Origin of the sequence: Pseudomonas sp. ES4, assembly GCF_050586665.1 — a bacterium.
Classification (GTDB): domain Bacteria; phylum Pseudomonadota; class Gammaproteobacteria; order Pseudomonadales; family Pseudomonadaceae; genus Aquipseudomonas; species Aquipseudomonas frederiksbergensis.
In genome coordinates this window covers 63465-83544 of sequence record NZ_JBOBDO010000013.1, presented here as the reverse complement: position 1 = coordinate 83544, position 20080 = coordinate 63465, and the positions used below count along the sequence as shown (strand labels likewise).

Annotated in this window: 15 protein-coding genes; 5 read left to right on the top strand and 10 right to left on the bottom strand. The window is 59.6% G+C overall.

Annotation, left to right across the window (positions count from 1 at the left end; all coding sequences use genetic code 11):
- Nucleotides 1-2: 2 nt before the first annotated feature.
- From ACQ4OB_RS16085 to mtnA, 9 genes are all read right to left on the bottom strand, one after another.
- Nucleotides 3-281 (bottom strand): hypothetical protein, encoded by a 279-nt coding sequence (locus tag ACQ4OB_RS16085; RefSeq protein ID WP_102614642.1) that lies wholly within the window; start codon nucleotides 279-281, stop codon nucleotides 3-5.
- 218 nt (nucleotides 282-499) lie between these two features.
- A complete protein-coding gene (rpsA, locus tag ACQ4OB_RS16080) occupies nucleotides 500-2191 on the bottom strand; it encodes a 30S ribosomal protein S1 (protein WP_008148721.1) in 1692 nt (563 codons plus the stop codon).
- Nucleotides 2192-2311: 120 nt separating this feature from the next.
- Nucleotides 2312-3001, bottom strand: coding sequence for a (d)CMP kinase (cmk, locus tag ACQ4OB_RS16075; protein WP_008148720.1), 690 nt, complete (start codon nucleotides 2999-3001; stop codon nucleotides 2312-2314).
- Entirely contained in the window at nucleotides 2998-5205 is a 2208-nt protein-coding gene (locus ACQ4OB_RS16070; protein ID WP_235865036.1) for a bifunctional prephenate dehydrogenase/3-phosphoshikimate 1-carboxyvinyltransferase, read from the bottom strand. Before ACQ4OB_RS16070 ends, cmk begins: the two co-directional genes overlap by 4 nt.
- A gap of 28 nt (nucleotides 5206-5233) precedes the next feature.
- On the bottom strand, nucleotides 5234-6346 hold the full coding sequence (hisC, locus tag ACQ4OB_RS16065) for a histidinol-phosphate transaminase (RefSeq protein ID WP_430956029.1): 1113 nt from the start codon (nucleotides 6344-6346) through the stop codon (nucleotides 5234-5236).
- 12 nt (nucleotides 6347-6358) lie between these two features.
- Entirely contained in the window at nucleotides 6359-7453 is a 1095-nt protein-coding gene (pheA, locus tag ACQ4OB_RS16060; RefSeq protein WP_074874765.1) for a prephenate dehydratase, read from the bottom strand.
- The gene (gene serC, locus ACQ4OB_RS16055) at nucleotides 7453-8538 is read right to left on the bottom strand and encodes a 3-phosphoserine/phosphohydroxythreonine transaminase (RefSeq protein ID WP_430956028.1); all 1086 of its coding nucleotides are present in this window, start codon (nucleotides 8536-8538) and stop codon (nucleotides 7453-7455) included. The genes pheA and serC overlap by 1 nt, the downstream gene beginning before the upstream one ends.
- Nucleotides 8539-8841: 303 nt before the next feature.
- Nucleotides 8842-11505: a DNA gyrase subunit A gene (gene gyrA, locus ACQ4OB_RS16050; protein ID WP_076030247.1), complete on the bottom strand. Its 2664-nt coding sequence runs from the start codon at nucleotides 11503-11505 to the stop codon at nucleotides 8842-8844.
- Nucleotides 11506-11923: 418 nt separating this feature from the next.
- Nucleotides 11924-13000 carry an S-methyl-5-thioribose-1-phosphate isomerase gene (gene mtnA, locus ACQ4OB_RS16045; protein ID WP_074874759.1) on the bottom strand — a complete coding sequence of 359 codons (1077 nt, stop codon included), beginning with the start codon at nucleotides 12998-13000 and terminating at the stop codon, nucleotides 11924-11926.
- A 107-nt stretch (nucleotides 13001-13107) separates the two neighbouring features.
- Between mtnA and ACQ4OB_RS16040 the strand changes: the two genes are divergently transcribed.
- The 5 genes from ACQ4OB_RS16040 to ACQ4OB_RS16020 all read left to right on the top strand — a co-directional run bounded on the left by ACQ4OB_RS16040 (nucleotide 13108) and on the right by ACQ4OB_RS16020 (nucleotide 18103).
- Nucleotides 13108-14442, top strand: a complete 1335-nt coding sequence (locus ACQ4OB_RS16040; RefSeq protein WP_430956027.1) for a TRZ/ATZ family hydrolase — start codon at nucleotides 13108-13110, stop codon at nucleotides 14440-14442.
- A gap of 56 nt (nucleotides 14443-14498) precedes the next feature.
- The gene (gene ubiG / locus ACQ4OB_RS16035) at nucleotides 14499-15197 is read left to right on the top strand and encodes a bifunctional 2-polyprenyl-6-hydroxyphenol methylase/3-demethylubiquinol 3-O-methyltransferase UbiG (RefSeq protein WP_008148706.1); all 699 of its coding nucleotides are present in this window, start codon (nucleotides 14499-14501) and stop codon (nucleotides 15195-15197) included.
- A gap of 4 nt (nucleotides 15198-15201) precedes the next feature.
- Nucleotides 15202-15873, top strand: a complete 672-nt coding sequence (gene mupP, locus ACQ4OB_RS16030; RefSeq protein ID WP_074874753.1) for an N-acetylmuramic acid 6-phosphate phosphatase MupP — start codon at nucleotides 15202-15204, stop codon at nucleotides 15871-15873.
- 189 nt (nucleotides 15874-16062) lie between these two features.
- Nucleotides 16063-16803: a YciK family oxidoreductase gene (locus tag ACQ4OB_RS16025; RefSeq protein ID WP_074874751.1), complete on the top strand. Its 741-nt coding sequence runs from the start codon at nucleotides 16063-16065 to the stop codon at nucleotides 16801-16803.
- 373 nt (nucleotides 16804-17176) lie between these two features.
- Nucleotides 17177-18103 (top strand): GGDEF domain-containing protein, encoded by a 927-nt coding sequence (locus ACQ4OB_RS16020; protein ID WP_074874749.1) that lies wholly within the window; start codon nucleotides 17177-17179, stop codon nucleotides 18101-18103.
- Nucleotides 18104-18149: 46 nt separating this feature from the next.
- On the opposite strand, the gene ACQ4OB_RS16015 is transcribed toward ACQ4OB_RS16020, so the two are convergent.
- The gene (locus tag ACQ4OB_RS16015; RefSeq protein WP_102614646.1) at nucleotides 18150-20024 is read right to left on the bottom strand and encodes an MFS transporter; all 1875 of its coding nucleotides are present in this window, start codon (nucleotides 20022-20024) and stop codon (nucleotides 18150-18152) included.
- Between the last annotated feature and the right edge of the window lie 56 nt (nucleotides 20025-20080).

Sequence of the window (20080 nt, the reverse complement as noted above, 5' to 3'; positions counted from 1 at the left end):
ACTCACCTGCAGATAACCAGCATGGTGCGCGTCAGATAGCCCGCGGGATTGAAGCCAAAGAGGTATTCATCCTCATCTTTGGCATCATCGGACCTGGCCACAACTTTGTAGCCTGCCGCCTTGCACTCCTTGTTCGCTCGCTTGTGACACTTCTCCCATCCCGACCCCAACCCCGAACAATCGATCTCGATACCGCTGACCCCACGCACCGCGTGAGTCTTGGCGCTAGTGGTACAGCCCGCCAATGTCAGTACTGCTATGACGACAATGAGCTTGTTCATTCGCTTCCTTAGGTCGGACGTGTCACCCGGCGGTCGTTCGCTTCAAGCTAAAGCCTAGCTGCAAATAAACGATTGATCCGCTTAAAGAAAGAGACAACTTGTGGGGAGGATTGGTTTCACGGCAATCAATCGCAACATTGCGAGACCATCAAGATCAGCAAATCCCGACCACAAAAAAGGGCGACCGAAGTCGCCCTTTTTCTATGGTCTGACAGAACTTAGTTCTGTTTTTCCATTTGTGCACGCAACAGGTCGCCCAGAGTGGTAGGACCAGCAGCGATGCTATCCGAAGGCTTGTCTTTCAAGCTTTGGATGGCTTCTTTCTCTTCAGCATCGTCTTTCGACTTGATGGAGAGCTGGATTACACGGCTCTTGCGGTCAACGCTGATGATCTTGGCTTCTACTTCCTGGCCTTCTTTCAGAACGTTGCGCGCGTCTTCAACGCGGTCACGGCTGATTTCGGAGGCTTTCAGAGTCGCTTCGATATCGTCGGCCAGAGTGATGATGGCGCCTTTAGCGTCAACTTCTTTCACGATGCCTTTAACGATTGCGCCTTTGTCGTTCTCTTGAACGTACTCGGAGAACGGATCGCTTTCCAGCTGCTTGATACCCAGGGAGATACGCTCGCGCTCTGGGTCAACCGACAGGATAACGGTGTCCAGTTCGTCGCCTTTCTTGAAGCGGCGAACGGCTTCTTCGCCCACTTCGTTCCAAGAGATGTCGGACAGGTGAACCAGACCGTCGATGCCGCCGTCCAGACCAATGAAGATACCGAAATCGGTGATCGACTTGATGGTGCCGGAGATTTTATCGCCCTTGTTGAACTGGCCAGAGAAATCTTCCCACGGGTTAGATTTGCACTGCTTGATGCCGAGGGAGATACGACGACGCTCTTCGTCGATGTCCAGAACCATAACTTCCACTTCGTCGCCGACTTGTACGACTTTCGAAGGGTGGATGTTCTTGTTGGTCCAGTCCATTTCGGAAACGTGTACCAGGCCTTCAACGCCTTCTTCCAGCTCAGCGAAGCAGCCGTAGTCGGTCAGGTTGGTTACACGAGCGGTAACGCGAGTGCTTTCTGGGTAACGGGCTTTGATAGCAACCCATGGATCTTCGCCCAGTTGCTTGAGGCCCAGGGAAACACGATTGCGTTCGCGATCGTACTTCAGAACCTTGACATCGATCTCGTCGCCAACGTTGACGATTTCGGAAGGATGCTTGATACGCTTCCAAGCCATGTCGGTAATGTGCAGCAGGCCATCGACGCCACCCAGATCGACGAATGCGCCGTAATCGGTGAGGTTCTTGACGATACCTTTGACTTGTTGGCCTTCCTGCAGGGATTCCAGCAGAGCTTCACGCTCGGCGGAGTTCTCGGCTTCGAGGACGCTACGACGGGAAACGACAACGTTGTTGCGCTTCTGGTCAAGCTTGATGACCTTGAATTCCAGCTCTTTGCCTTCCAGGTGCGTGGTGTCGCGCACTGGACGGACGTCAACCAGAGAACCTGGCAGGAACGCACGGATGCCGTTAACGTCGACAGTGAAGCCGCCTTTAACCTTACCGTTGATAACGCCCTTGACCACTTCTTCGGCTGCGAAGGCTGCTTCCAGAACAATCCAGCATTCAGCGCGCTTGGCTTTTTCACGGGACAGCTTGGTTTCACCAAAGCCGTCTTCAACCGAGTCCAGAGCAACGTGAACTTCGTCACCGACGTTGATAGTCAGTTCGCCAGCATCGTTGTAGAACTGCTCAAGCGGGATGAGTGCTTCAGACTTCAGGCCAGCGTGAACGGTTACCCAGCGAGCCTGGTAATCGATATCAACGATAACACCGGTGATGATGGAGCCTGCCTGAAGGTTCAGGGTTTTTAGGCTTTCTTCAAAGAGTTCCGCAAAGCTTTCGCTCATTTTAATTCCTGTTGAATAAGGGCGAAGGATACGCCCATCTCCACATCCCAGACGACGTGGGTTATGTTCATTTGAAGAAACGGCGCAGGACTATGACTGGTCCCCTGAGTCGCTTCTTGGTCACCCGGCGATATCGCGAATGGCGATCTCGCTCATGATGCGTTCCAGCACCTGATCGATGGATAATTCCGTGGAATCCAGCTGTATGGCGTCAGCCGCCGGTTTGAGCGGGGCTACCGCTCGCTGGGTGTCACGCTCATCGCGGACACGTATCTCATCTAGCAGACTCGACAGACTAACACCATCGACTTTGCCCTTCAACTGCAAGTATCGACGGCGCGCACGCTCCTCGGCACTGGCAGTGAGGAATATCTTCAGCGGCGCATCGGGAAAAACCACCGTGCCCATGTCGCGACCATCGGCCACCAGGCCCGGAGCCTCCTGGAACGCCCGCTGGCGCTGGAGCAGCGCGTCACGCACCGCCGGCAGCGCAGCGACCTGGGAAGCCCAGGCGCCAACTTGTTCGTTGCGCAGATCATCAGTGACATCGTCACCTTCGAGAATGATCCGCTGCGGATGACCTTCGGTCGCACCGACGAATTGCACGTCCAGATGAGCGGCCAGCAGCTTCAGCGACTCTTCATTGGTCAGATCGACGCCATGATTACGCGCGGCGAATGCCAACAGACGGTACAGCGCACCGGAATCCAGCAGGCACCAGCCCAGGCGCTTGGCCAGAATCCCGGCAATAGTGCCTTTGCCCGAACCGCTAGGCCCGTCGATGGTGATGACCGGTGGCTTGATAATCACGACTGAGCCTCTTGTGCAACACGGATACCGACCTGCGCACACAGCGCGAGGAAGTTCGGAAACGACGTCGCGACGTTGGCGCAATCATGGATGCGGATCGGCGCAGTGGCGCGCAGCGAAGCCACGCTGAAGGCCATGGCGATCCGGTGATCGCCGTGCCCGTGCACTTCGCCGCCGCCGATCTGGCCGCCGTCGATGATGATGCCGTCCGGGGTCGGTTCACATTTTACGCCCAGTGCCAGCAAGCCATCCGCCATGACCTGAATACGGTCAGACTCCTTGACCCGCAGCTCTTCGGCGCCACGCAGGATGGTGCGCCCTTCGGCACAGGCGGCGGCGACGAACAACACCGGGAATTCGTCAATGGCCAGTGGAACCAGCGCCTCGGGAATCTCGATACCTTTGAGTTTAGCTGCACGTACGCGCAGATCCGCCACTGGCTCACCGCCGACTTCACGCTGGTTTTCAAGAGTGATATCAGCGCCCATCAGACGCAGGATGTCGATCACGCCGGTACGGGTCGGGTTGATGCCGACGTGCTCAAGCACCAGCTCCGAACCTTCGGCGATCGACGCCGCTACCAGGAAGAACGCGGAGGACGAGATGTCGCCCGGCACTTCAATGTGGGTCGCGGTCAGCTTGTGGCCGGATTCGACCGAAGCGGTAGCACCGTTGACGCTGACCGGGTAGCCGAAGCCGCGCAGCATGCGCTCGGTGTGGTCGCGGGTTGGCGCCGGCTCGGTGACGGTGGTCTTGCCTTCGGCGTACAGACCCGCCAGCAGCAGGCAGGATTTAACCTGGGCGCTGGCCATCGGCATGGTGTAGGTCAGGCCTTTGAGTTTGTTGCCGCCGCGAATGATCATCGGCGGACGACCTTCAGCAGCGGTCTCGATCACGGCGCCCATTTCACGCAGCGGATTGGCCACGCGATTCATCGGACGCTTGGACAGCGAAGCATCGCCCGTCAGGGTGCTGTCGAAGTTCTGCGCAGCCAACAGGCCAGACAGCAGACGCATCGACGTGCCGGAGTTGCCCAGATAGATCGGGCCCGGCGCAGGCTTCAAGCCATGCAGGCCGACACCGTGAATGGTCACGCGACCGTGGTGCGGACCTTCGATCACGACGCCCATGTCGCGGAAGGCTTGCAAGGTTGCCAGGGCATCTTCGCCCTCGAGGAAACCTTCCACTTCGGTGACGCCTTCAGCCAGGGAGCCGAGCATGATCGAACGGTGGGAAATCGATTTGTCGCCCGGTACTCGAATCCGCCCAGTCAGGCGGCCACCAGGTTGTGCCAGGAAAATCAGGTCGTTGGAATTCATAGCGTCCACATAAGCCCGGCGGGCAAGGATTTTACTGAAATGTTCGCGGGCAACCCGGGCGCGAGTGAACACGCCCAATAATTGGTGCCCATCCCCTGCATCGACCGCGTCGCGCAAGGCGTCGAGGTCGCTGCGAAATGTATCGAGTGTGCGCAGGACAGCTTCGCGGTTGGCGAGGAAGATGTCGTGCCACATGACCGGGTCGCTACCCGCGATTCTTGTGAAATCACGGAAACCGCCCGCAGCGTAACGGAAGATCTCAAGGTTTTCATTGCGCTTGGCCAACGAATCGACCAAACCGAACGCCAGCAAGTGTGGCAAATGGCTGGTCGCCGCCAACACTTCGTCATGACGCTCGACCTGCATGTGCTCGACATCGGCGCCCAATTCGCGCCACAACCGGTCGACCACTGCCAGCGCTGCCGGATCGGTTTGATCCAGCGGCGTCAAAATCACTTTATGGCGGCGGAACAGCTCTGAGTTAGAGGCCTCCACCCCGCTCTGCTCGGAACCGGCAATCGGGTGACCCGGCACGAAACGCGTCGGCATGCCGCCAAACGCCTCGGTTGCCGCGCGCACCACATTGCCTTTGGCGCTGCCGACGTCGGTCAGAATCGCTTGCCCCAGATCCATGCCGGCCAATTGGCCGAGCATTTTTTCCATGGCGAGGATCGGCACGGCCAGCTGAATCACGTCGGCGCCCTGGCAGGCAGCGGCCAGGTCTTCCTCGCAGCGATCCACCACACCCAACTCAACCGCCAGTTTGCGCGACTGTGGGTCGAGATCGACCCCGACCACTTCGCGGCACAGGCCGCTTTCACGCAAACCCTTGGCAAACGAACCGCCGATCAGCCCGAGACCGACCACCACTAGGCGACCGATCATAGGTTCAGCAGATTGCAGTGCAGTGACATCAACCACGAGCCAGAACCTTGGTCAGCGCTTCGAGGAAGCGGCTGTTTTCCGCCGGCAGACCGATGGTGATGCGCAGGTGGTTCGGCATGCCGTAATTGGCCACCGGACGCACGATCACGCCTTCGCGCAACAAGCCCTGGAAGACCGGAGCCGCAACACGGCCCAGATCGACGCAGATGAAGTTGCCCTTGGACGGAATCCAGCTCAACCCCAGCTCACGGAAACCTGCTTCCAGTTGTTGCATGCCGGATTCGTTCAGGCGACGGCTTTCGGCCAGGTATTCGACGTCTTGCAGCGCAGCGCACGCAGCGGTCAGGGCCAGGCTGTTGACGTTGAACGGCTGACGCACGCGGTTCAGCACATCGGCGACCACGGCGGTGGACAAGCCATAGCCGACCCGCAATGCCGCCAGGCCATAGGCCTTGGAGAATGTGCGCGATACCAGCAGGTTCGGGTACGCCGCCAGGAAATCCAGGCCATCCGGCAAGTCACTGCCTTCGGCGTATTCGATGTAGGCCTCGTCCAGCACCACCAGCACGTGCTCCGGCACGTCCTGCAGAAACTCGTCCAGCGCCTCGGCGCCGAACCAGGTTCCGGTCGGGTTGTTCGGGTTGGCGATGAACACCACGCGGGTATCGACATCGATCGCAGCCAGCATGGCCGGCAGATCGTGGCCCCAGTCTTTGGCCGGGATCACTTTGGCCGTGGCACCAACGGCCTGGGTCACGATTGGATAGACCGCAAACGCGTGCTCGCTGAACACGGCGTTCAGACCGGGCGCCAGATAGGCACGGGCGACCAGTTCCAGAATGTCGTTGGAACCGTTGCCCAGCGTCACCTGATTGAGCTCGACGCGGCACTGATCGGCCAGCAGGGTCTTGAGCGCAAAACCGTTGCCGTCCGGATAACGGGTCAGCTCGGCCAATTCTTCGCGAATTGCCGCCAGCGCCTTGGGACTGGCGCCCAACGGGTTTTCGTTGCTGGCCAGTTTGACGATGCTGGCCGGATCGATATCCAGCTCGCGCGCCAGTTCGTCCACGGGTTTGCCCGGAACGTAAGGCGAAAGTTGTTGCACGCCCGGCTGTGCCAGAGCGAGGAAGTCACCACTCATTTGCTACCGCCCTTAGAGAACTGCTTTCGGGTAGGAACCCAGCACTTTGAGTGCCACTGCTTCCTGACTGATCTTTTCCAGCACACCTTTGACCAGTGGGTCGCGGTGGTGGCCGACGAAGTCGATGAAGAACACGTAGGTCCATTTACCGCTGCGCGACGGACGGGTCTCGATGCGCGTCAGGTCGATGCCGTTGTCGTGGAACGGCACCAGCAACTCGTGAAGCGCGCCGGGCTTGTTGCTCATGGAGACGATGACCGAGGTCTTGTCGTCGCCGGTCGGCGGTACTTCCTGGCTGCCGATGATCAGGAATCGCGTGGAGTTGTCCGGACGATCCTCGATTTTTTCGGCCAGACGAGTCAACCCGTACAGACCGGCGGCCATGTCGCCGGCAATCGCCGCCGAATTCCACTCGCCCTTGACCCGCTTGGCCGCTTCGGCGTTGCTGGACACCGCCACGCGCTCGACATTCGGGTAATGGGCGTCCAGCCACTTGCGGCACTGGGCCAGGGACTGGGCGTGGGAATAGATGCGGCTGATGCTGTCGGTCTTGGTGTTTTCACCGACCAACAGGTGGTGGTGAATCCGCAGCTCGACTTCGCCACAGATCACCATGTCGTGTTCGAGGAAGCTGTCGAGGGTGTGGTTGACCGCGCCCTCGGTGGAGTTTTCCACCGGGACCACGCCAAAGTTCACCGCACCGGCGGCCACTTCACGGAACACTTCGTCGATCGCCGCCATCGGCTTGCTGATCACGGCGTGGCCGAAGTGCTTCATGGCTGCGGCCTGGGTGAAGGTGCCTTCAGGGCCGAGGTAAGCCACTTTCAGCGGCTGCTCGAGGGCCAGGCACGAGGACATGATTTCGCGGAACAGCCGCGCCATCTCTTCGTTGCCCAGCGGCCCCTGGTTACGCTCCATCACGCGCTTGAGCACCTGAGCTTCACGCTCAGGACGATAGAACACCGGCACTTCGCCTTCGGCCAGCGAGGCCATCTTTACTCGCGCAACTTCCTGGGCGCAGCGTGCGCGCTCACTGATCAGCTCCAGGACTTTCTCGTCCAGGGCATCGATGCGCAGGCGCAGTGCCTTGAGTTCTTGCTCAGACATTAACCGTGTTCCTTCTCGAACTCTGCCATGTACGAAATCAGTGCGTTGACCGCAACGATGTCGACGGCGTTATAGATGGAGGCACGCATGCCGCCCACGGAACGGTGACCCTTGAGGTTCAACAGGCCACGCTCTTCGGCACCAGCCAGGAATGGCTTGTCGAGACGGTCGTCCGCCAGGCGGAACGGCACGTTCATCCACGAGCGATCCGACTTGTTGATCGGGTTGCTGTACAAGCCGCTGGCGTCGATGAAGTCGTACAGCGTGCGCTGTTTCACTTCATTGAGCTTGCCGATGGCTTCAACGCCACCCTGCTCTTTCAGCCACTCGAACACCAGGCCGGACAAGTACCAGGCCAGGGTCGGCGGGGTGTTGTACATCGAGCCGTTGTCGGCCGCGACCTTGTAGTTGAGCATGGTCGGGCAAATGGAACGGGCGCGACCCAGCAGGTCTTCGCGAACGATGTTGACGACGATGCCGCTCGGGCCGATGTTTTTCTGGGCGCCGGCGTAGATCATGCCGAAGCGCGAAACATCGATCGGGCGCGAGAGAATGTCGGAAGACATGTCGGCCACCAGCGGGACGTCACCGGTTTCCGGCACCCAGTTGAATTCCAGGCCGCCGATGGTTTCGTTCGGTGCGTAGTGAACGTAGGCCGCGTCTTTCGACAGGTTCCATTCGTTCTGACCGGGAATAGCGAAATAGTCGTAAGGCTTGGCGGTAGCGGCAACGTTGACGTTTCCGTAGCGCGAAGCTTCTTCGATGGCTTTCTGCGACCAGATACCGGTGTCGATATAGTCGGCGGTGCCGCTTTCCGGCAACAGGTTCAGAGGAATCTGAGCGAATTGCTGGCTGGCGCCACCTTGCAGAAACAGCACTTTATAGTTCGAGGGGATATTCAGCAGATCACGCAGATCCTGCTCGGCCTTGGTGGCGATGGACACGAACTCATCGCTGCGATGGCTCATTTCCATGACCGACAGGCCCTTGCCGTGCCAATCAAGGAGTTCACCCTGGGCGCGCTGCAGGACAGCTTCGGGAAGTGCCGCAGGACCGGCACAGAAGTTATAGGCTCTCTTGCTCACATCCAATCTCGCTCTGATTTGGTGGATCGTACAAACACATCAGTCGACACAGATCCAATGTGGGAGCGGGCTTGCCTGTGGCGAGGGGGCTTGCCCCCGTTCGATTGCGAAGCAATCGCAAACCGGTCACCACGCTCTCATGCAAGATAACGGCGACTGGTTTCAGGGGCGCTTCGCACCCCAACGGGGGCAAGCCCCCTCGCCACAAAAGCCCGGCACCCACACGGATCTCCATGGGTGTCGATATTTCTTTACGGACAAACAACAAGGGGGCGAATTCTCATCCGCCCCCTGTTTGTCCGCTTATTCCTGCGGTTCTTCGTCGGCTGCGGCGTCGAGTTGCTGGTCTTCAACAACGTCGTCGATCACGACTTCGCCGTCGAACACTGCACCTTCTTCGCCCTCTTCACCTTCGAGCTCTTCACCTTCGACTTCCGACGGCTCCTGAACCCGCTCCAGACCTACCAGCGTTTCATCGCTGGCCAGTTTGATGAGGGTCACGCCCTGGGTGTTACGACCCAGGCTGGAGACTTCGTCAACACGCGTACGCACCAGGGTGCCCTGGTCGGAAATCAGCATGATTTCCTCGCCGTCGAGCACCTGGACTGCACCGACCAGACGGCCGTTACGGTCGTTGCTGACCATGGCGATAACGCCCTGACCGCCACGTTTGTACTCAGGGAACTCGGTGATCGCCGTGCGCTTGCCGAAACCACGGGCCGAAGCGGTGAGGATCTGGCTGCCTTCTTCCGGGATCAGCATGGAAATCAGCTTCTGGCCTTCCGGCAGACGCATGCCGCGAACACCGCGAGCGGTACGGCCCATGGCGCGAACGTCGGTTTCCTTGAAGCGAGTCACCTTGCCACCGTCGGAGAACAGCATGACTTCGCGACTGCCATCGGTAATGGAAGCAGAAATCAGCACATCGCCTTCATCCAGCTCCAGCGCGATCAGGCCGACGCTGCGTTGACGGCTGAAGGATTCCAGCGGGGTCTTCTTCACGGTGCCCTTGGCAGTGGCCATGAAGATGAAGTGACCTTCGGTGTATTCGTCGACCGGCAGCATGGTGGTGATGTATTCATCACTGTCCAGCGGCAGCAGGTTGACCAGCGGACGACCACGGGCAGCGCGGGAGGCTTCCGGAATTTCGTAGGTTTTCAGCCAGTACACTTTGCCTTTGCTGGAGAACAGCAGCAGCGTGGTGTGGCTGTTGGCGACCAGCAGGTGAGCGATGTAGTCCTCATCCTTCACGCCAGTAGCCGATTTGCCTTTACCGCCACGACGCTGAGCCTGGTACGCAGCCAATGGCTGGGTCTTGGCGTAGCCACCGTGGGAAATGGTCACGACACGCTCTTCTTCCGGGATCATGTCACCCAGGGTCAGGTCGAGACGGGCATCGAGAATCTCGGTGCGGCGCACGTCGCCGTATTCGGCGCGGATCACTTCCAGCTCTTCGCGGATCACTTCCATCAGGCGCGTGGCGCTGCTGAGGATGCGGATCAGTTCGCCAATCTGGTTGAGGATCTCTTGATACTCGGCCAGCAGCTTCTCGTGTTCCAGACCGGTCAGGCGGTGCAGACGCAGCTCCAGAATGGCTTGCGCCTGTTCCGGCGACAGGAAGTACTTGCCTTCGCGCAGACCGTATTGCGGGTCCAGGGTCTCTGGACGGCACGAATCGGCACCGGCACGTTCAACCATCGCGACCACGGCGGAAGATTCCCACGCCGTCTTGATCAGCGCTTCCTTGGCTTCCGACGGCGTTGGCGAGGCCTTGATCAGGGCGATGACCGGGTCGATGTTCGACAGGGCAACCGCTTGACCTTCCAGAATGTGACCACGTTCGCGGGCTTTGCGCAGTTCGAACACGGTACGGCGGGTAACGACTTCGCGACGGTGACGAACGAAGGCTTCCAGCAGGTCCTTGAGGTTCAGGATCCGCGGACGACCGTCGATCAGCGCAACGATGTTGATACCGAACACCGCTTGCAGCTGGGTCTGGGCGTAGAGGTTGTTGAGGATCACCTCAGGCACTTCGCCGCGACGCAGTTCGATCACGACGCGCATACCGTCCTTGTCGGACTCGTCGCGCAGTTCAGTGATGCCTTCGAGCTTCTTCTCTTTTACCAGCTCGGCGATCTTCTCGATCAGACGGGCCTTGTTCAGCTGGTAAGGGAGTTCGGTGATGACGATCTGCTGGCGACCACCGACCTTGTCGATATCTTCGATCATCGAGCGGGCGCGCATGTAAATGCGGCCACGACCGGTGCGGTAGGCTTCGATGATGCCGGCGCGACCGTTGATGATCGCGGCGGTCGGGAAGTCCGGACCGGGGATGTATTGCATCAGCTCATCGATGGTCAACTCTGGGTTGTCGATGAGTGCCAGGCAACCGTCGATGACTTCACCGAGGTTGTGCGGCGGGATGTTGGTCGCCATGCCCACGGCGATACCGCTGGAGCCGTTGACCAACAGGTTGGGAATACGGGTCGGCATGACCGCCGGGATCATTTCGGTGCCGTCGTAGTTCGGCACCCAGTCCACGGTTTCTTTGTGCAGGTCAGCCAGCAGCTCGTGCGCCAGCTTGGTCATGCGCACTTCGGTGTATCGCATGGCGGCGGCGTTGTCGCCGTCCACAGAACCGAAGTTGCCTTGACCGTCTACCAGCAGGTAACGCAGCGAGAATGGCTGCGCCATCCGAACGATGGTGTCGTACACCGCGGTATCACCGTGAGGGTGATACTTACCGATCACGTCACCGACAACACGGGCAGATTTCTTGTACGGCTTGTTGAAGTCGTTGCCCAGCTCGCTCATCGCGAACAGCACACGCCGGTGCACGGGCTTCAAGCCATCGCGCGCATCCGGCAGTGCCCGCCCGACAATTACGCTCATCGCGTAGTCGAGGTAGGACTGCTTCAGCTCGTCTTCGATATTGACCGGGAGGATTTCTTTGGCCAGTTCGCCCATGAGAAGCCTGATTCCTTTTTCTGGTGAAACTTCGTCACATCCATATGGGACGAACGAAGCTCGCCGCTGCAGGCTGAGTGCCATGCACCGACTTACGACAAATCAACGAGTTATGCCATGGATCTGCGCAGTAAAGGCAGCCACATCGGGCTACCTTGGAAACCGCCGGATGTTATCACAAGAGCCGCCACGCACCTATCCCCCTGATGCGCATGGAGTGTAGTTAGTTGACTGGTGGCAGGCTGAAAGGGGACGAGAGAGGCTCAGAGGAAAATATCAGGGGTGAATGAAGCATATTTGTTGACTATCTGGGCCCCATCGCGAGCAGGCTCGCTCCCACACTGGATCCGGGACGGTCACAAATCCCCTGTGGGAGCGAGCCTGCTCGCGATAGCGGCCTATCAGGCGCCAAATATCTTTAATGCAGACGCTTGCGGCACATCAACTGCGCCATTTTCGCGGTGTCCGGGCGCTCGACGATGCCTTTTTCGGTGATGATCGCGTCGATCAAATCCGCAGGCGTCACGTCGAACACCGGGTTGAACGCATCCACGTCCGCCCCCAACCGTTTGCCGCCGACTTCCAGCAACTCGCGACCATCGCGCTCTTCAATCGGAATGTCATCGCCGCTGGCCAGGCTCATGTCGATGGTCGAACTCGGCGCCACCACCATGAAGCGCACGCCGTGGTGCATGGCGTTCACCGCCAGCTGATAGGTGCCGATCTTGTTGGCCACGTCGCCATTGGCGGTGATCCGGTCAGCGCCGACGATCACCCAGGTAATGCCCTTGGTCTTCATGATGTGAGCAGCGGCGGAGTCGGCATTGAGTGTGACGGGGATGCCTTCGTTGGACAGCTCCCATGCGGTCAATCGCGAACCTTGCAGCCACGGACGGGTTTCGTTGGCATAGACGCGTTCGACCATGCCCTCAATGAACGCGCCACGAATGACGCCAAGCGCCGTGCCAAAGCCGCCAGTGGCCAATGCGCCAGTATTGCAGTGGGTCAGGATCGCCTGGGCGTTGCCCTGGTGCTTGCGGATCAGGTCCACGCCCAGTTGCGCCATGGTCAGGTTGGCTTCGCGATCACTCTCATGAATGGCGATCGCCTCTGCTTCCAGCACCGCCAGCGGATCGGCGTGATCTTTCAGACGTTCAAGCCGGTCGCGCATGCGGCCCAGGGCCCAGAACAGGTTGACCGCGGTCGGACGGGAATCGGCCAACAGCGCGAAATCCTCTTCCAGTGCCGCCTGCCAGTCACCGCCCTCGGCGAACCGCGCGCGGGCCGCCAGCACAACGCCATAGGCGGTACTGATGCCAATCGCCGGCGCGCCGCGCACCACCATCGAACGAATGGCCTCGGCCACGCCAGCAGCACTGGTGTAGGCGATCCAGGTTTCCTCGAACGGTAAAACACGCTGATCCAGCAGGTAAAGGGCGCCATCACGCCAATCGATGGCCTTTACTTTCTCCGCAGCCAACAGTCGATCGCGCATCCCTCACCCCGCACACATGAACAAAAGCCGTCGATTATAGCGATCCCCCTGCGAAGACGCTCGGGTATACTTCGCCATCTTTACAAAAGCTCTGGAACCGATTCTCGATGCCGAACACTGCCGCTGCGCTCGACTTGCTATTGCTGCCGACCTGGCTGGTACCCGTCGAACCCGCTGGCGTTGTCCTCAAAGAGCACGCCCTGGGCATCCGCGATGGACGCATCGTATTCATTGGCCCACGTTCGGCTGCGCTGAAGCTTAACGCAACTGAAGTCCGTGAACTGCCGGACATGTTGCTCTGCCCCGGCTTGATCAATGCCCACGGTCATGCGGCGATGACACTGTTCCGCGGCCTGGCCGATGATCTGCCCCTGATGACCTGGCTGGAAAACCACATCTGGCCGGCCGAAGCCAAGTGGGTCGACGAGGCATTCGTGCGCGATGGCACTGATTTGGCGATTGCCGAACAGATCAAAGGTGGCATCACCTGCTTCTCCGATATGTATTTCTTCCCCAAGGTTGCCAGCGAGCGCGTCCATAACAGCGGCATTCGCGCGCAAATCGCCATTCCGATCCTCGACTTCCCGATCCCGGGCGCCAGCACGGCGGACGAAGCCATTCGTCAGGGCGTCGAACTGTTCAACGATCTCAAGCACCACGAGCGTATCAAAGTCACCTTCGGCCCCCATGCACCCTACACCGTGGGCGACGAGAACCTGGAGAAAATCCGGGTGATCACCGAGGAACTGGACGCCTCGATCCACATGCATGTGCATGAAACGGCGAATGAAGTGCAGCAATCCGTCGAGCAGCGCGGCGAGCGCCCGTTGGCCCGCCTCGGGCGCTTGGGTTTGTTGGGGCCGCGCTTCCAGGCGGTTCACATGACTCAGATCAGCGATGAAGACCTGGCATTGCTGGTAGAAAGCAACACCAACGTGATTCATTGCCCGGAGTCGAACCTGAAGCTGGCCAGCGGGTTCTGCCCGGTGGAGCGTTTGTGGCAGGCTGGCGTCAATGTTGCGATCGGCACCGATGGCTCGGCCAGCAACAATGACCTGGACTTGCTCGGCGAAACCCGCACCGCCGCCTTGCTGGCCAAAGCCGTCGCCGGCTCCGCCACTGCGCTGGATGCCCATCGCGCCCTGCGCATGGCCACGCTCAATGGCGCCCGTGCGCTGGGCATTGAATCCGAAACGGGATCGCTGGAAGTCGGCAAAGCGGCAGACATCGTCGCGTTCGACCTCTCCGGCCTGGCGCAGCAACCGGTCTACGACCCGGTTTCGCAGCTTATATATGCCACCGGCCGTGACTGCGCGAGACACCTTTGGGTCGCCGGCAAGCAATTGCTCGACGACCGTCGCCTGACTCGCCTGGATGAAGAACAACTCTGCGCCATCGCCAAGGCCTGGGGCCAGCGCATCAGCGGCCATACCGAATCGTAAGCACCCCGGTTCATCACCGGGGCAACAGGATTTTTCAAGTTTTAGAGGACTTAACCATGAGCAACGTCGACTACGCCGAAATCGCCAAATTCGAAGCCCTGGCCCATCGCTGGTGGGACCGCGAAAGCGAATTCAAACCGCTGCACGACATCAACCCGCTGCGGGTCAACTGGATTGACGAACGCGTCAACCTGGCCGGCAAGAAAGTCCTCGACATCGGTTGCGGCGGCGGCATTCTCAGCGAAGCCATGGCCCAGCGCGGCGCTACCGTGATGGGCATCGACATGGGCGAAGCGCCGCTGGCGGTCGCGCAACTGCATCAACTGGAATCCGGCGTGAGCGTCGAATATCGGCAGATCACCGCCGAAGCGCTGGCTGAAGAAATGCCCGAGCAGTTCGACGTGGTCACCTGCCTGGAAATGCTCGAGCACGTGCCGGACCCGTCCTCGGTGATCCGCGCTTGCTTCCGCATGGTCAAGCCCGGCGGCCAGGTGTTTTTCTCCACCATCAACCGCAACCCGAAGGCGTACCTGTTCGCCATCGTCGGCGCGGAATACATCATGAAGCTGCTGCCGCGCGGCACCCACGACTTCAAGAAATTCATCCGCCCGTCCGAACTGGGTGCCTGGAGCCGCATGGCCGGCCTGACCGTCAAGGACATCATCGGCCTGACGTACAACCCACTGACCAAGCACTACAAACTGGCCTCCGACGTGGACGTCAACTACATGATCCAGACCCTGCGCGAGGAGTAAGCCGATGCGTATCAGAGCAGTTCTTTTCGACATGGACGGCACTCTGCTCGACACCGCGCCGGACTTCATTGCGATCTGTCAGGCGATGCGTGCCGACCGCGGCTTGCCGCCGATGAACGACAAACACATTCGCGACGAGATCTCCGGCGGCGCCAAGGCGATGGTCGCCGTGACCTTCTCCATGGACCCGGAATCACCGGGTTTCGAGGAATTGCGCCTGGAGTTCCTGGAGCGTTACCTCGCCGGTTGCGCGGTTCACAGCAAACTCTTCGACGGCATGGGCGAACTGCTGGCCGACATCGAAAAGGCCAACCTGATCTGGGGCGTGGTCACCAACAAGCCGCTGCGCTTCGCCGAGCCGATCATGCAGCAGCTTGGCCTGGCCGAGCGCTCGGCGTTGTTGATCTGCCCGGACCATGTGAAGAACAGCAAACCGGACCCGGAACCGTTGATCCTGGCGTGCAAGATGCTCGACCTCGATCCGGCCAGCGTGTTGTTTGTGGGTGATGACTTGCGCGATATTGAATCCGGTCGCGACGCCGGCACCAGGACAGCCGCCGTGACCTATGGCTACATTCATCCGGACGATAACCCGCGGCATTGGGGGGCGGATGTGGTGGTCGATCATCCGCTGGAGTTGCGCAAGGTTTTGGATAGCGCCCTCTGTAGCTGCTGAGTAGAGAAGCTTTTGTGGCGAGGGAGCTTGCTCCCGCTGGGCTGCGAAGCGGCCCTTTAATCTGCCACTGCAATCTGTCAGGCACACTGAATTTGCAAGTTTTACGACTGCTTCGCAGCCGAACGGGAGCAAGCTCCCTCGCCACAGGTTCAGTGCCGGCCTTATTGTTGAATTGTTGTGAGGTTTTTCATGTTTGATTATTCCGCCCGCCCAGAATTGCTCAAGGACCGGGTCATCCTGGTCACCGGCGCTGGCCGTGGCATCGGCGCTGCCGCCGCAAAAACCTTTGCCGCCCACGGCGCCACCGTGCTGTTGCTGGGCAAGACCGAAGCCAACCTGACTCAGGTCTACGACGAAATCGAAGCCGCCGGCCACCCACAGCCGGCCGTTATCCCGTTCAACCTGGAAACCGCCCTGCCCCATCAATACGATGAGCTGGCAGCGATGATCGAGACCGAATTCGGCCACCTCGACGGTTTGCTGCACAACGCGTCGATCATTGGCCCGCGTACGCCGATCGAGCAGCTGTCCGGCGAAAACTTCATGCGTGTCATGCAAGTCAACGTCAACGCCATGTTCATGCTCACCAGCACCCTGCTGCCGCTGCTCAAGCTGTCCCAGGACGCCTCGGTGGTGTTCACCTCCAGCAGCGTCGGCCGCAAGGGTCGTGCATATTGGGGCGCTTACGGCGTGTCCAAGTTTGCCACCGAAGGCTTGATGCAAACCCTCGCCGACGAAGTCGATACCGTGGCTCCGGTGCGCTCAAACAGCATCAACCCGGGCGCCACCCGCACCAGCATGCGTGCCCAGGCTTACCCGGGTGAAAACCCGCTGAACAACCCGACGCCCGAGGAGATCATGCCGGTCTACCTCTACCTGATGGGTCCGGACAGCACCGGCATCAACGGCCAGGCGTTCAACGCTCAATAATGCCCGCGCGTCGCTTTTGTGCCGCGGCGGCTTCCCGCCGTGGCACTCAAAGCACGTCGCAACCCTCCCATCAGACGTCAAGCAACTGTCACAAAACCCGTCACCCCTCCTCATCAGTAGTTTCAACACATTGATTTATAACGTTTTTTATCCGACTGAACTGAATGGCACGACTTTCGCTCTATATCTGCTTAGACACGCAGTGTGAAAGCAAGCGGGCGGACGCCTGAGCCGACAGATTACTTATCGTCGGCAAAGCGGACTAAACTTGGGCCAGATGTCCTACGGGACTGATGGACCAGTATGACGCGCAGCCCAAAGCCGCTCTCACCCAGCCTGTAAGACAGCCTTACTGCTTAGGGGCGCACGCCATATGAAATCACCTTCCCAGACCAACGCAATTGACTTCGATAGCGCCAAATTGCAACGCCTGGGCTTTGGTCAGCAGCCTACCCTCATCGAGAGGCCGGTCAGCCTTGCACAAAGGCGACAGCAACTGGGCCTGCAGCTGCAAACCAGTCTTGAGCCGCAACGCATTCTCGGGCTCTTCTTCCGTGAGATTCAGCGACTTGTACCGCTTGACGCCATGACGTACGAGCACCTGTCCAGCGACTTGCGCCTGGAGTTCGGCCTGCGCGGCCATCACTCGATCAGCTATAGCCTCAGTCATGAAGGCGAGAATCTGGGTGAACTGGTTTTCCGCCGCAACCAGCGTTTCAGTGAGCAGGAACAAGGCGACCTCGAGTCACTGCTGTCCGCATTGCTGTACCCGATGCGCAATGCCTTGCTCTACCGCGCGGCCACCCAAAGCGCCTTGCGCGATCCGCTCACGAATACCGGCAACCGCATCGCCATGGATCAGACCCTGAAACGGGAAACCGAGATGTCGCGTCGGCATCTGCAACCCTTGTCGCTGCTGATGCTGGACATCGATCACTTCAAACTCATCAACGATAACCACGGACACAGCGCTGGCGATGACGTGCTCAAGGCCGTTGCAGCCTCGATCAAAAATCAGTTGCGCAATGTGGACATGGTCTTCCGTTTTGGTGGCGAAGAGTTCTTGATCCTGCTTTCCAACACGAGCCGTGAGGCGGCAGCCATGATCGGCGAGCGCCTGCGATTTGCGTTGCAGGCCGAGAAATATCTGGCTGACGGCCATGCGGTCGAGCTGACGGTCAGCCTTGGTTGCTCGACGCTATTGCCCGGCGAGTCCGCCGAAAGCCTGTTGCGACGGGCCGACAGTGCGTTGTATGTGGCCAAGCGCGAAGGACGTAACCGCTTGGCGATGGCGGGTTGAATGCGCGGCGCGGGCACGCTGGGTTAGCGGCCCGCAACGAAAGGAATCAGCGCATAGCGCCGCGCAATTCCCCCACCAACCCTTGCAACCGGGCTGGCTCTGCCACGTCGACCGACACCGCAGGCCCTGCCACCAGGGTCACCCGTGACCACAACCGGCGAAACATGCCCTTTTGCGGATCGCGACTGAAAAAACTCCCCCACAAACCCTGCAATGCCAAGGGAATCACCGGTACCGGCGTCTCTTCGAGAATCCGCGTCAGCCCGCCCTTGAACTCGTTGATCTCGCCATCGGCGGTCAATTTGCCCTCCGGGAAGATGCACACCAATTCGCCGTCCTTCAGATACTGAGCAATGCGCGTGAAGGCTTTTTCGTAGATCTGAATGTCTTCCTGACGTCCCGCGATAGGAATGGTCCCGGCCGTGCGAAAGATGAAGTTCAGCACTGGCAGGTTGTAGATCTTGTAATACATCACAAAGCGAATCGGCCGACGCACCGCGCCGCCAATCAGCAAGGCGTCGACGAAGGACACGTGATTGCACACCAGCAATGCCGCGCCTTCATCGGGAATCAGCTGCAAATTGCGATGCTCCACGCGGTACATGGAGTGGCTGAGCAGCCAGATCAGGAAGCGCATGCTGAATTCGGGGACGATGCTGAAGATGTAGGCGTTGACGCCGATGTTCAGCAGCGACACCACCAGGAACAGCTGCGGAATCGACAGCTCGACCATGCTCAGCAAGACGATCGAGACAATCGCCGAGACCACCATGAACAGCGCGTTGAGAATATTGTTGGCGGCAATTACCCGCGCCCGCTCGTTCTCCGGAGTCCGCGACTGAATCAGCGCATACAGCGGCACGATGTAGAAACCGCCGAACACGCCAAGCCCGAGAATGTCGATCAACACCAGCCAGGCATGGCCAAAACCCAGGACTTCGATCCAGCCATGGCCGGCAACACTGTCTGGAATCCCACCGGAATGCCACCACAGCAGCAAACCAAACACAGTCAGACCGAAAGAGCCGAACGGCACCAGACCGATTTCGACTTTGCGCCCGGACAATTTCTCGCAGAGCATCGAACCGAGTGCGATACCGACCGAGAACACCGTAAGAATCAGCGTCACCACGGTTTCGTCGCCGTGCATCCACTCCTTGGCGTAAGCAGGGATTTGCGTCAGATAAATCGCCCCGACAAACCAGAACCACGAGTTGCCGACAATCGAGCGTGACACCGCAGGCGTCTGCCCCAAGCCCAGCTTCAAGGTGGCCCAGGACTGGCTGAAAATGTTCCAGTTCAGGCGCATTTCCGGGGAGGCGGCCGCAGCCCTCGGAATGCTGCGACTGGCCAGATAGCCGAGCACCGCCACACCGAGGATCGCCGTGGAGACGATCGGCGCGTAATGACTGGAGGACATCATGATCCCGGCGCCGATGGTCCCGGCGAGGATCGCCAGGAAGGTGCCCATTTCCACCAGGCCGTTGCCACCCACCAGTTCTTCGTCACGCAAGGCTTGGGGCAGGATCGAATATTTCACCGGCCCGAACAGCGCTGAGTGAGTGCCCATGGCAAACAGCGCCACCAGCATCAGCCACAGGTGATCGAACATGAAACCGACCGCGCCGACCGCCATGATGGCGATTTCCCCGAGCTTGATCAGACGAATCAGCGCGTCCTTGGCGAACTTTTCCCCGAACTGCCCGGCCAGTGCCGAGAACAGGAAGAACGGCAGGATGAACAGCAGCGCACACAGGTTGACCCAGATCGAGCGGTCACCGTCGATCGTCAACTTGTAGAGAATGGCGAGAATCAGCGACTGCTTGAAGATGTTGTCGTTGAACGCCCCGAGCGACTGCGTGACGAAGAACGGCAGGAAGCGCCGGGTGCGAAGCAAGGTGAACTGTGAGGGGTGACTCATCTTCCATGTGTCCCTGATGTTGGGTAGAGAGTGGCGTGGATGCAGTTATTGGAATA

What these genes read in the sequence shown, in the direction of transcription:
- mupP (WP_074874753.1), top strand. Translation starts at nt 15,202, where the DNA reads ATGCGTATCAGAGCAGTTCTTTTCGACATGGACGGCACTCTGCTCGAC.
- mtnA (WP_074874759.1), bottom strand. Translation starts at nt 13,000, where the DNA reads ATGCGCGATCGACTGTTGGCTGCGGAGAAAGTAAAGGCCATCGATTGG.
- ACQ4OB_RS16085 (WP_102614642.1), bottom strand. Translation starts at nt 281, where the DNA reads ATGAACAAGCTCATTGTCGTCATAGCAGTACTGACATTGGCGGGCTGT.
- ACQ4OB_RS16020 (WP_074874749.1), top strand. Translation starts at nt 17,177, where the DNA reads ATGAAATCACCTTCCCAGACCAACGCAATTGACTTCGATAGCGCCAAA.
- ACQ4OB_RS16025 (WP_074874751.1), top strand. Translation starts at nt 16,063, where the DNA reads ATGTTTGATTATTCCGCCCGCCCAGAATTGCTCAAGGACCGGGTCATC.
- ACQ4OB_RS16070 (WP_235865036.1), bottom strand. Translation starts at nt 5,205, where the DNA reads ATGATCGGTCGCCTAGTGGTGGTCGGTCTCGGGCTGATCGGCGGTTCG.
- ACQ4OB_RS16015 (WP_102614646.1), bottom strand. Translation starts at nt 20,024, where the DNA reads ATGAGTCACCCCTCACAGTTCACCTTGCTTCGCACCCGGCGCTTCCTG.
- rpsA (WP_008148721.1), bottom strand. Translation starts at nt 2,191, where the DNA reads ATGAGCGAAAGCTTTGCGGAACTCTTTGAAGAAAGCCTAAAAACCCTG.
- ubiG (WP_008148706.1), top strand. Translation starts at nt 14,499, where the DNA reads ATGAGCAACGTCGACTACGCCGAAATCGCCAAATTCGAAGCCCTGGCC.
- ACQ4OB_RS16040 (WP_430956027.1), top strand. Translation starts at nt 13,108, where the DNA reads ATGCCGAACACTGCCGCTGCGCTCGACTTGCTATTGCTGCCGACCTGG.
- hisC (WP_430956029.1), bottom strand. Translation starts at nt 6,346, where the DNA reads ATGAGTGGTGACTTCCTCGCTCTGGCACAGCCGGGCGTGCAACAACTT.
- gyrA (WP_076030247.1), bottom strand. Translation starts at nt 11,505, where the DNA reads ATGGGCGAACTGGCCAAAGAAATCCTCCCGGTCAATATCGAAGACGAG.
- pheA (WP_074874765.1), bottom strand. Translation starts at nt 7,453, where the DNA reads ATGTCTGAGCAAGAACTCAAGGCACTGCGCCTGCGCATCGATGCCCTG.